The following is a 10,086-nucleotide window of genomic DNA, read 5'->3' as shown; positions in this document are numbered from 1 at the left end:
GTGCCGGCGGCGTGTGTCGCCGGGCTCCGGCCCGTTCTCCACGTCCGCGAGGCCGTCGACCGTCTCCACCACCGTGTGCATCACGCGGATGTCGTCGTCGGTGAGGTCGGTGCGCCGTTTCTGCAGGATCGCCAGGACGTGGCGGCCGGTGGGCGTGCCCGCCTCCTCCGGCAGCGGTTCCGCGTTCGCGTCGGCGTCCCGGACCCGCAGCCAGGCCGCAAGTTCCTGCGAGGTCATGTTCACCGCTCGGTGGAAGTCCTCCCACAGCGCGTCGAGTTCGAGAGCGTCGGTCATGGTCCCGTCCTCCCTTGCCGTGTGCCGGTCACGTTTCGTCGTGCCCGGCGCCGAGGAGGGTGTGGCTGCGGGACACGGAAGCCGTCCGGGTGCTGGTGCAGACCCTGGAGTCGGCCGTCGCGCGGCTGCGCGAGCGGATCGCCGGGACCGAGAGGCACGGCCCGGTCAGGGGTGAAGGCCGCTTCGACGGTCTCCGGACGCCCGTCGGGCGGGACGCGAGCGCCGCGGCGCGCTCCGCGACCGTGCCGGTGTGGGCCCGCGCGGTCGCCACCACCTCGTCGAGCCGCAGCTGGATCGAGCGGAACCGGGGCCCCACGACCTTCCAGTGCGCCTGCTTCCCGACCAGTGACAGCCCGAGCCGGTCCGCCAGGGTGTCCTGGAGGGCGGCACCGGTGACCCGGAGCGCCTGGTCGGGCAGCGTGCTCTTCACCACGGGCACCGAGAACTTCCCCCTCTCTCCTCGTCCCCCCACGCACGGAGCAGCGCGGCACGCTCCGCCTCGCAGGTTCCGCCCCAGACGCCGTGGGTCTGGCCATGGGCCAGCGCGTACGCCAGACACGGCGTGATCACCGGGCACCGGGCGCAGACCCGCTTGGCGGCCGCGATGTCCCGAAGCGCGGGTCCGGTCGTGCCCACCGGGAAGAACAGCTCGGGGTCCTCACCCGTGCAGGCGGCTCTGCGCAACCATTCCATGCGGGCGCGGGTGCCCAGGGCGAACAGCCGCAAACACGGCGTTCCGGCCAGGCGGCACACCGGCCGGGACCGGCCGGAATCAGCCGGTCAGTACGTCGTCCAGGAAGCCGGTCAGGTCCGCGAAGACCTCCGTCCTGTTCGTCTCGTTGAAGACCTCGTGCCGGGCCCCGGCATAGATCCGCTCGGTCGGCCGCCCGCCGCTCAGCCGCTCCACTCCGATGCGGCTGCCGGGCAGCGGTACCAGCCGGTCGTCGTCGCCGTGCAGCCACAGCAGCGGGAGCGGGCCGGTGTCGCCGCCCTTGGCGACGGTCTCCAGGGTCCGTACGAACGCCTCCAGCGTCGGGCGCTTCATCGGGCCGTGCCAGACCAGCGGATCGGCGGCGTACGCGGCCCCCACCGCCGGGTCGCGGGAGAGCGCGGCGGGGCTGACGGGGGTGTCCGGGATCTCGTCGAGGGCGAGCAGGCGTCCCGGCAGCTCCCAGACGCCGATGACCGGGCCGGACAGCACCAGCGCGGCGAGCCCGTCGCCGTACCGCTGGGCGTAGCGGGCGGCGATCAGGCCGCCCATGGAGTGGCCGATCAGGACGACCGGCAGCCCGGGGTGCGCGGCACGGGCCAGACCGGCGACTGCGTGCACATCGGTGACCACGTCCTCGAAGTCCTCGATCACCACACGCTCGCCCGCGGACCTGCCGTGGCCGATGTGATCGGGGCCGTACACCGCCGCGCCGTGTCGGGTCAGCACCTGGGCCAGTTCCCGGTAGCGCCCGGCGTGCTCGCCGTAGCCGTGCACCACGAGGGCGACGTACCGGGGCCCCGGATGCGGCCACTCCAGAGCCGTGATCGTGCCCCGGGTTCCGGTCAGGACGTGCTCCCGTGTGTCGGCCATGTCTCCTCCGGCTGCCTCGGTGAAGGTGCCCGAGGATCTTCCCAGGGGCCGGGTCCGCGGTCTATAGTCCAAAACTAGCACTGCTAATTAAGTCGGTCCGGGACGACGAGGTCCGGGGCCGGCCCGCCACGTATTCGCTCAGGAGTCCTGTCGTGCGTCCCGTCCACTTCGCGGCCGCCCGCCGCACACCCATCGGCAAGCTGCGCGGGTCCCTGTCCTCCGTACGGCCCGACGACCTGGCGGCGACCGTGATCCGCCACCTGGTCGCAGACGTGCCCGCGCTCGACCCGGCCCGCATCGACGACGTCTACTGGGGCGCCGCGAACCAGGCCGGCGAGGACAACCGCAACGTCGCCCGGATGGCCGCGCTGCTCGCCGGACTCCCCGAAACCGTGCCCGGTGCCACCGTGAACCGGCTCTGCGCCTCCGGACTGGAGGCGGTCACCGCCGCCGCCCGCACCATCGCCGCGGGCGAGGCCGAGATCGTGGTCGCCGGCGGCTCCGAGTCGATGAGCCGGGCCCCCTTCGTCCTGCCCCGCCCCGACGAGGCGCTCCCGCACCGCATCGAGACCGTCGACACCCGCCTCGGCTGGCGCCTGGTCAACCCCGCGATGAAGGAGCTCCACGGCCTGCTGTCCATGGGTGAGACCGCCGAGGAGGTCGCCCAGCGGTACGGCGTCCCGCGGGAACGCCAGGACCGGTTCGCGCTGCGCAGCCACCAACTCGCTGCCGCGGCACGGAAGAACGGGCACTTCGACGACGAACTCCTGCCCGTGGAGCGCCCGGACGGCATCGTCGTCGACAGCGACGAGTGCGTCCGCGAGGACACCTCGTACGAGAAGCTCGCCCGGCTCAGGCCGGTCTTCCGGGACGGCGGAACGGTCACCGCGGGCAACGCCTCGCCGATGAACGACGGTGCCGCCGGACTGCTGCTGGTCAGTGAGGAGGCACTGAACGAGCTGGGGCTGGAGTCGCTCGGCCGCTACGTCGCGGGCGCCTCGGCCGGCGTCCACCCCGACGTCATGGGCATCGGGCCGGTGCCCGCCACCCGCAAGGCGCTCGCCCGTGCGGGCTGGGAGACCGGTGACCTCCAGGAGGCCGAGTTCAACGAGGCGTTCGCAGCCCAGGCCCTCCCAGGGGTCGACCGGCTCGGCATCGACCCGGAGTTGGTGAACCCCAGCGGCGGCGCCATCGCCCTCGGCCATCCGCTGGGCTGCTCGGGCGCCCGCATCCTCACCACCCTGCTGCACCGCATGCGGCGCACGGGAGCGGAACGCGGGCTGGCGACCATGTGCGTCGGAGTCGGGCAGGGGAGCGCGGTGCTGGTGGAGCGGCACTGAGCCGAGCTTCGCAGCACCGGTCGGCCGTACCGGCCCCTCCGTGGATCGAGGACCGCCGTTCTGGCCGAAGCGGGGGTCCGGGGCGGGCCCCCGGACGGCAGGACGGCCCACGGCCACCAGCCGGCACCCTTCTGACGGCGGCCGAACGCATGTGCATAGCATCGGTGTCCGCATGAACACGATGACGCTCTGGCACATAACCGGCTGGGAGTGCGCCGCCCTCGCCTTCGCGGCGCTCCTCGTCGGCTTCTCCAAGACCGCCGTGAGCGGGGCCAACACGGTCAGCCTCGCGATCTTCGCGGCGGTCCTGCCCGCCCGCGCCTCCACCGGCGTACTGCTCCCCGTACTGATCGTCGGCGACCTGCTCGCCGTCGCCACCTACCGCCGGCACGCCCACTGGCCCACGCTGTGGCGGCTGTTCCCGGCCGTGGCGGCCGGCGTGGTGATCGGCACGCTGTTCCTGGTGTGGGCCGACGACGGGGCCGTACGGACCTCGATCGGCGCGATCCTGCTGCTCATGGCAGCCGTCACCGTGTGGCGGCGGCGCAGGGCCGACGCGGACGAGGAGCCCGCGCCGGTCGCCGGCCGCACGGGCCGGATGAAGGCCCGTTCGTACGGTGTCCTCGGCGGGTTCACCACCATGGTCGCCAACGCGGGCGGCCCGGTGATGTCCCTGTACCTGCTGTCGGCCGGCTTCCGGAAACTGGGCTTCCTGGGCACGTCGGCCTTCTTCTTCCTGATCGTGAACGTGTCCAAGCTGCCCTTCAGCGCCGGCCTCGGCCTGATCGACGGCCGTTCGCTGCTGCTCGACGCCGCGCTCGCCGTGTTCGTCGTGCCCGGTGCGTTGTTCGGCAAATGGGCCGTGAGCAGGATCAACCAGCGGCTGTTCGAGCAGCTGGTGATCGCCGCGACCGTCGTGGGCGGTGTGCAGCTGCTCCTGAAGTAGGGCCGCCCGGGGGGGCTATCGCCGCAGTCCGAGCAGGGCGGGCAGGTCCGCGAAGGAGTCCAGGACGTGGTCCGGGGTGCCGCTCGCCCTCTCGTGCGTCTGAGGCAGGTACTTGCCGGTCCGCACCAGGACACCGGTGATCCCCGCGCGCTGCGCCGCCAGCACGTCCGACTCGATGTCGTCGCCCACCATCAGCGCCCGGTCCGCGCCGACCCCGAGCCGGGCCAGCGCCGCCCCGAAGAACGCCGGTGACGGCTTGCCGGTGACCTCCGCCTCGACCCGCGCGGCCTTCTCCAGGCCGAGCAGGAAGGCGCCGGTGTCCAGCTGAAGACCGGCGTCCGTGCGCCAGTACAGATTGCGGTGCATGGCCACCAGCCGCGCACCACGCTGGAGGTGCCCGAAGGCCCGGTTCAGCGCCTCGTACCCGAACTCGGGACCCGCGCCGCCGACGACCACCACGTCCGGCTCGGTGTCCCCGCCGACCAGCGTCACACCGGCGAGGTCCTCCTCGACGTCCCCGCTGTTGAGGAGGGCGCACCGGGCGCCGGGAAAGTGCTCGGCGAGGTGGGCCGCGGTGACGGCGGGCGCGGTGAGCACGTCCTCGGCCGTCACCTCGAAACCCGCCCCCGACAGCGTCCCGGCGATCGACGCGCGCGTACGGGAGGTGGTGTTGGTGACCAGCGCGACCCCGAGCCCGGCGCCACGGATGTCCCGCAGGGCCTCCACCGCCCCCGGCAGCGGCTGCCACGAGACGGTGAGCACCCCGTCGATGTCGATCAGCACGGCACTTACGGACTCCATCCCCGGACCATAGCGAGGCGGGCGGCGTACCGGCCCGTACGACGGGACCGGTCGTCACCCGACCGGAACGGACGCCGTACTCTCACCTCCATGTCCCCGCACGTCCTGATCCTCGGCGGCACCACCGAGGCACGGCGGCTCGCCGCCGGCCTGGCGGCCCGTCCCGGTGTCCGGGTCACCACTTCGCTGGCGGGCCGGGTGGCCCGGCCCGGTGCCGTGGAGGGGGACCTGCGCATCGGTGGCTTCGGCGGAGCGGAGGGGCTGGCGGACTGGCTGCGCGAGCACCGTGCGGACGCGGTCGTGGACGCCACCCACCCCTTCGCCACGTCGATCACGGCGAACGCGGCACGGGCCGCGCGGGCCACCGGACTTCCCCTCGTGGTCCTGCGCCGACCGGGCTGGCGGCCCGCCTCGGGCGACCGCTGGCACCAGGTGCCGTCGCTGGAGGCGGCCGCGGACGCCCTGCCAGGCCTGGGCCGCCGGGTGTTCCTCACCACCGGCCGGCTGGGCCTGGCGGCCTTCGCCCACCTGACGGACCTGCACTTCGTCGTACGGTCCGTGGAACCACCCGGGCCGCCGATGCCGCCGGACGTCGAAGTGGTCCTGGCCCGGGGGCCGTTCACGGTGGCCGACGAACTGGCGCTGCTGCGCGCGCACCGCCTCGACGTGCTGGTCACCAAGGACAGCGGGGGAGAGGCGACGGCCGCCAAACTGACGGCCGCGCGCCGACTCGGGCTGCCCGTCGTCGTCGTGCGCCGCCCCCCGCTGCCGGACGGCGTGACCGCGGTGCCCGACGTGGCGGACGTGCTGGAAGGGCTGGGCCTCACCCCGCGGTGACCGGCGAGTGCCGGTCAGTCGTCCTTCGGGTGCCGGCGCAGCAGATACGTGTCCATGATCCAGCCCTTGCGCTCACGCGCCTCGGCCCGCACCCTTTCGATGCGCGGACCGGCCTCCGCGACCGGACCGGAGACGAGGATCTCGTCCGGGGTGCCGATGTAGGCGCCCCAGTAGATGTCGATGTCCTGATCGGCGTACCGCCGGAAGGCCTGGTGCGCGTCGAGCATCACCACCACGTCGTCCACCCCCTCGGGGAACCCCTCGGCCAGCCGCCGGCCCGTGGTGATCTGCACCGGCCTGGCCACCCGGTTCAGCCCCGTGCGGTGCCGCGCGACGAGCGCCGAGACGCTGCTGATGCCCGGCACGACGTCGTACTCGAAGGTCACCGCGCCCCGCGCGAGAACCTCTTCGAGGATCCCGAGGGTGCTGTCGTACAGCGCCGGATCCCCCCACACCAGGAAGGCCCCGGCCTCGTCCTCCCCGAGCTCCCCGGCGATCAGCCGCTCGTAGACGTCGGCGCGGGCGCTGCGCCAGTCCCCGACGGCCGGGGAGTACGCGGCGCCGCCCGCGTTCCGGTCCCGCTCCGGGTCGCGCGCCTCGACCAGCCGGTACGACCCCTCCGGTACGTGCGCGTCCAGCATGTCCCGGCGCAGCCGCGTCAGATCGCTCTTCGTCTCACCCTTCTCCAGGATGAAGAACACGTCGGTGCCGCGCATGGCCCTGACCGCCTGCAGGGTCAGCTGGTCGGGGTCGCCCGCACCGATACCGATGACATGAATCTTTCGCACGCCCCGAGTCTGCCCCATGCCACTGACCGTGCGTGCACCGCCTCCGCACGCGGCGCTACGGGGCCCCGCGTCCCCGCAGTCGGGGCGCCTCCGCCCCGGCGTCGACCCCGCCGCCGTCCCGCGCCACGCGGCCCGCCAGCTCCCGGGCCCAGCCGGCGAGCCCGTCCAGATCCATCCCGTACGGCCGCCGCTCACCGCACTCCGCGGCCCACTCCTCGACGGCCCCCGCACCGCGCCGCAGCAGCCGCGCGCCACCGACGGCATTGCCCCGGGCGGAGTGCGTGAGCCCGACGGCCAGCTGGGCCAGCCCCCGCCACAGCGTGCGCTCCTCCTCGGGCCCCGACTTCCAGGCGTCCTCGAAGACCTCGTGCGCGTGGAACGGCCTGCCCGCGTCCAGCAGCGACTGTGCCTCACGGACCGTCTCCCGCGCAGCGCGCACGACCCCCTCCGGCTGACGTGCCACCCCGTCCGCGCCGTACGGCAACGGTCTGCCGAGCCCGTCCCGGGGCCGGGCGTTCCTCGCCCGCCCCTCGCCGTCCCGGTCCCGGGTCTCCGCCGGTCGCCCCGACGATGCTCCTGTGCTGCCCATGCGACCGATTGTCCACCGCGGCCCCGTGCCCTCTTCGGCGCAGCCCGGCAGGTGGGGTAAAGTGCTGTTCGCGCGATCACACGGGTCACCGTGAGTCAGCGCACCGGGACGTGGCGCAGCTTGGTAGCGCACTTGACTGGGGGTCAAGGGGTCGCAGGTTCAAATCCTGTCGTCCCGACTTGCGAGAACGCAGGTCAGAAGCCCGTGCGGGAGTTTTCCGGCACGGGCTTCCGCATTTTCTCGGTCTCGGCGGGTTCCTGGGGTTCCTCGGGTTCCTCGGTTTTGTCGGTTTTCCGGGTTCCTCGATTTTCTCGCCCGCCGGTGTCACACTTCCGGTCCTCCTGCTGCTCATAGAGGCAAGACACCGCAGGAGGTCCCATGACGTCCGACACCTCGTCGGCCACCCGAGTGTTCGTCGAGCACCGTGAGCTGCTGTTCTCCATCGTCTACAACATGCTCGGCAGCGTCGCCGACACCGAGGACGTGCTGCAGGAGGCCTGGCTGGCCTGGTCGTCCAGGGAAGCGGCGGAGGGCCGGGAGCGGATCGGCAGTCCGCGCGCGTATCTGGCGAGGATCGCGGTCAACAAGGCCCTCGCCCGGCAGGCCGCCATCAGCCGGCGCCGCGAAACCTATGTCGGACCCTGGCTGCCCGAACCACTGGTCACCCCGTTCGTGGACCCGGCCGGCGACACCGAGTCGGTGTCACTGGCGCTGCTGGTCGTCCTGGAGACGCTCACCCCGCTGGAGCGCGCGGTGTTCGTCCTGCACGAGGTGTTCGGCTACGCCCACACCGAGACCGCGGAGATCCTGGGACGCAGTCCCGCGGCGGTGCGTCAGCTCGCCCATCGCGCATGCGAGCACGTCCAGGCCCGGCGCCCGCGCCACCGCGCCGATCCACGGCTGCGGCAGCAGGTGACCGAGCACTTCGTGGCCGCGGTGTCCGGCGGTGACCTCGAGGCGCTGCTGCGGATCCTCGCGCCGGACGTGACGCTGTGGGCCGACGGCGGGGGCAAGGCCACGGCCGCCGGTCCGCGGCCGGTGCACGGCCGGGAGAAGGTCGCCCGCCTGCTGGCCGGCGCGACCGGCCGCGCCCCGAGCGTCCTGGACGTCCGCTACCGGCGGGTCAACGGCGACCCCTCGGCGCTGCTGTTCGACGGCGACTCGCCCTTCGCCGTGCTGGTCCTCGACCTGGTGCCGGGCGGCCGGCAGGTGCGCGGCGTCTACTTCCTGACCAATCCCGACAAACTCACGGGTCTCACCCAGGAGGACAACGGATGAAGCTCACCATCGTGGCGGCAACCGGCGGCATCGGCCGTCACCTCCTCGAACAGGCCGTGGCCGCGGGCCATGACGTCACCGCCGTCGTACGCAACCCGGCGAACCTGACCGAGCGCGGCGGCCGGGTACGCGTCGTCGTGGCCGACCTGGCCGCGCCGGACCCGGACGCGCTGGCGTCCGCCGTCGACGGCCGGGACGCCGTCCTGTCCGGACTGGGGCCGCGCAGGCCCAGGGCCGAGGCGGGCATCACCTCGCGCGGCACACGGGCCCTCGTGGCCGCGATGCGGACGACCGGCGTCAGGCGCCTTGTCGTGGTCAGCGCCGCGCCGATCGGCACCGTGCCGTCGCCGGGCCGGCCGAACCCGCCCAGGCACGACCCCGGCGACGGGTTCCTCATGCGCCACCTCGGCAGCCGCATCGCGCGGGTCGCGTTCAGCGCGCACTACGCGGACCTCGCCCTGATGGAGGACCTGGTGCGGGACAGCGGTCTGGACTGGACGATCTCGCGCCCGCCGCGCCTGACCGACAAGCCCCTCACCGGCGTCTACCGGACCGCGTACGAGCAAAACCTCCGCGGCGGTTCACGGGTCTCGCGCGCCGACGTCGCCCATCACATGCTGCGGGTCCTCGAACAGCCCGGGACGGCAGGCCGGACCATCGGCATCGCCGACTGACGCCCACGGACCAGCCTCCGGACGTTCCCGCGGTCTCGGCCCGGAGGTGATAGAGAGTCGACCATGACCAATTCGTACACCGGCGCCCGTGCGACGGGCACCCGATGACCGCGGGCATCGACACCCCGGACGGCCGGGGCCGTACCGGCCTCGACCGGACCGGGCTGGACCTGACCGGCAATCCGCGGGTCAAGGTCCGCGAGGTGAAGCTCCTGTCCAGCCACTGGTACGTCGAACGCGCCACCACCTTCGACATCCGGCTCGCCGACGGCTCCTGGAGCACCCAGACCCGCGAGACGCACGACCGCGGCAACGGCGCCACCCTGCTGCTGTACGACAGGGAACGCGAAACCGTGCTGCTCACCCGGCAGTTCCGCTTCCCGGTGTACGTCAACGGGCATCCGGACGGCATGCTCGTCGAGACGCCGGGCGGGCTGCTCGACGCCGATGACGAGCACCCGGAGATCGCCGTGCGGCGCGAGGCGGTGGAGGAGACCGGGCACACCGTGGGCGACGTCCAGCACGTCTTCGACGTCTACATGAGCCCGGGTTCGGTGACCGAGCGCGTGAGCTTCTACGCGGCCGCCTACGGACCCTCGACCCGCACCCACGAGGGCGGCGGACTGGACGAGGAGGGCGAGGACATCGAGATCCTCGAACTGCCCTTCCGCCGGGCCCTGGAGATGATCCGCACCGGCGGGATCGCCGACGCGAAGACGATCATGCTGCTCCAATGGGCCGCTCTGGAAGGGCCGTTCGCCGCCTCTTGACCTGAAGCGCGATTTCGGTGTGCCCGGGCTGGGCGCCATGCTGTTCGGGTCGGGTACGCACGAGAAGACCTCCCTCGCCGTGCGCGACCGTCGACCGGGCCGCGGCCCGCCCCCCCCCCGCCCCGCCGCCCCCGGCGGGGTGGCGGGCGGGGGGGCGCGGGGGGCCCCCCGGAAAAAAACAAACCCC

At 73.1% G+C, this 10,086-nt stretch carries 12 protein-coding genes, 1 tRNA gene and 1 pseudogene; 7 read left to right on the top strand and 7 right to left on the bottom strand.

Annotated elements, in window-relative coordinates; all coding sequences use genetic code 11:
- From ACFW2E_RS31525 to ACFW2E_RS31510, 4 genes and pseudogenes are all read right to left on the bottom strand, one after another.
- A partial coding sequence (locus tag ACFW2E_RS31525; RefSeq protein WP_384470611.1) for a DUF3140 domain-containing protein occupies positions 1 to 294 on the bottom strand: 294 nt, incomplete at its 3' end.
- Between the two features lie 170 nt (positions 295 to 464).
- Positions 465 to 733, bottom strand: a pseudogene (locus tag ACFW2E_RS31520) (ferritin-like domain-containing protein); the annotation flags it as partial.
- Positions 721 to 987 carry a WhiB family transcriptional regulator gene (locus tag ACFW2E_RS31515; protein WP_384470614.1) on the bottom strand — a complete coding sequence of 89 codons (267 nt, stop codon included), beginning with the start codon at positions 985 to 987 and terminating at the stop codon, positions 721 to 723. The pseudogene ACFW2E_RS31520 and the gene ACFW2E_RS31515, both read right to left, overlap by 13 nt.
- Before the next feature lie 79 nt (positions 988 to 1,066).
- Entirely contained in the window at positions 1,067 to 1,876 is an 810-nt protein-coding gene (locus ACFW2E_RS31510) for an alpha/beta hydrolase (protein ID WP_384470608.1), read from the bottom strand.
- A 152-nt stretch (positions 1,877 to 2,028) separates the two neighbouring features.
- On the opposite strand from ACFW2E_RS31510, the gene ACFW2E_RS31505 reads away from it, so the two are divergent.
- Both ACFW2E_RS31505 and ACFW2E_RS31500 read left to right on the top strand, forming a co-directional pair.
- Positions 2,029 to 3,216: a thiolase family protein gene (locus ACFW2E_RS31505; RefSeq protein WP_384470605.1), complete on the top strand. Its 1,188-nt coding sequence runs from the start codon at positions 2,029 to 2,031 to the stop codon at positions 3,214 to 3,216.
- Between the two features lie 172 nt (positions 3,217 to 3,388).
- On the top strand, positions 3,389 to 4,162 hold the full coding sequence (locus ACFW2E_RS31500) for a sulfite exporter TauE/SafE family protein (protein ID WP_384470602.1): 774 nt from the start codon (positions 3,389 to 3,391) through the stop codon (positions 4,160 to 4,162).
- A 15-nt stretch (positions 4,163 to 4,177) separates the two neighbouring features.
- On the opposite strand, the gene ACFW2E_RS31495 is transcribed toward ACFW2E_RS31500, so the two are convergent.
- Positions 4,178 to 4,963 (bottom strand): HAD-IIA family hydrolase, encoded by a 786-nt coding sequence (locus tag ACFW2E_RS31495; protein ID WP_384470599.1) that lies wholly within the window; start codon positions 4,961 to 4,963, stop codon positions 4,178 to 4,180.
- A 90-nt stretch (positions 4,964 to 5,053) separates the two neighbouring features.
- On the opposite strand from ACFW2E_RS31495, the gene ACFW2E_RS31490 reads away from it, so the two are divergent.
- Entirely contained in the window at positions 5,054 to 5,800 is a 747-nt protein-coding gene (locus ACFW2E_RS31490; RefSeq protein ID WP_384470596.1) for a cobalt-precorrin-6A reductase, read from the top strand.
- 14 nt (positions 5,801 to 5,814) lie between these two features.
- Here ACFW2E_RS31490 and cobF read toward each other — a convergent pair whose 3' ends face one another.
- Both cobF and ACFW2E_RS31480 read right to left on the bottom strand, forming a co-directional pair.
- Positions 5,815 to 6,588 (bottom strand): precorrin-6A synthase (deacetylating), encoded by a 774-nt coding sequence (cobF, locus tag ACFW2E_RS31485; RefSeq protein ID WP_384470593.1) that lies wholly within the window; start codon positions 6,586 to 6,588, stop codon positions 5,815 to 5,817.
- 55 nt (positions 6,589 to 6,643) lie between these two features.
- On the bottom strand, positions 6,644 to 7,177 hold the full coding sequence (locus ACFW2E_RS31480; protein WP_384470589.1) for a DUF309 domain-containing protein: 534 nt from the start codon (positions 7,175 to 7,177) through the stop codon (positions 6,644 to 6,646).
- 104 nt (positions 7,178 to 7,281) lie between these two features.
- On the opposite strand from ACFW2E_RS31480, the gene ACFW2E_RS31475 reads away from it, so the two are divergent.
- From ACFW2E_RS31475 to ACFW2E_RS31460, 4 genes are all read left to right on the top strand, one after another.
- A tRNA-Pro gene (locus ACFW2E_RS31475) sits at positions 7,282 to 7,355 on the top strand.
- A gap of 200 nt (positions 7,356 to 7,555) precedes the next feature.
- Entirely contained in the window at positions 7,556 to 8,455 is a 900-nt protein-coding gene (sigJ, locus tag ACFW2E_RS31470) for an RNA polymerase sigma factor SigJ (protein ID WP_384470586.1), read from the top strand.
- Positions 8,452 to 9,129, top strand: a complete 678-nt coding sequence (locus ACFW2E_RS31465; protein ID WP_384470582.1) for an NAD(P)-dependent oxidoreductase — start codon at positions 8,452 to 8,454, stop codon at positions 9,127 to 9,129. The genes sigJ and ACFW2E_RS31465 overlap by 4 nt, the downstream gene beginning before the upstream one ends.
- A gap of 104 nt (positions 9,130 to 9,233) precedes the next feature.
- A complete protein-coding gene (locus tag ACFW2E_RS31460; RefSeq protein WP_384470579.1) occupies positions 9,234 to 9,899 on the top strand; it encodes an NUDIX domain-containing protein in 666 nt (221 codons plus the stop codon).
- Positions 9,900 to 10,086: the final 187 nt, after the last annotated feature.

Source organism: Streptomyces sp. NPDC058964, assembly GCF_042741275.1.
Lineage (GTDB): Bacteria > Actinomycetota > Actinomycetes > Streptomycetales > Streptomycetaceae > Streptomyces.
This window is presented reverse-complemented; position numbering and strand designations above follow the sequence as displayed.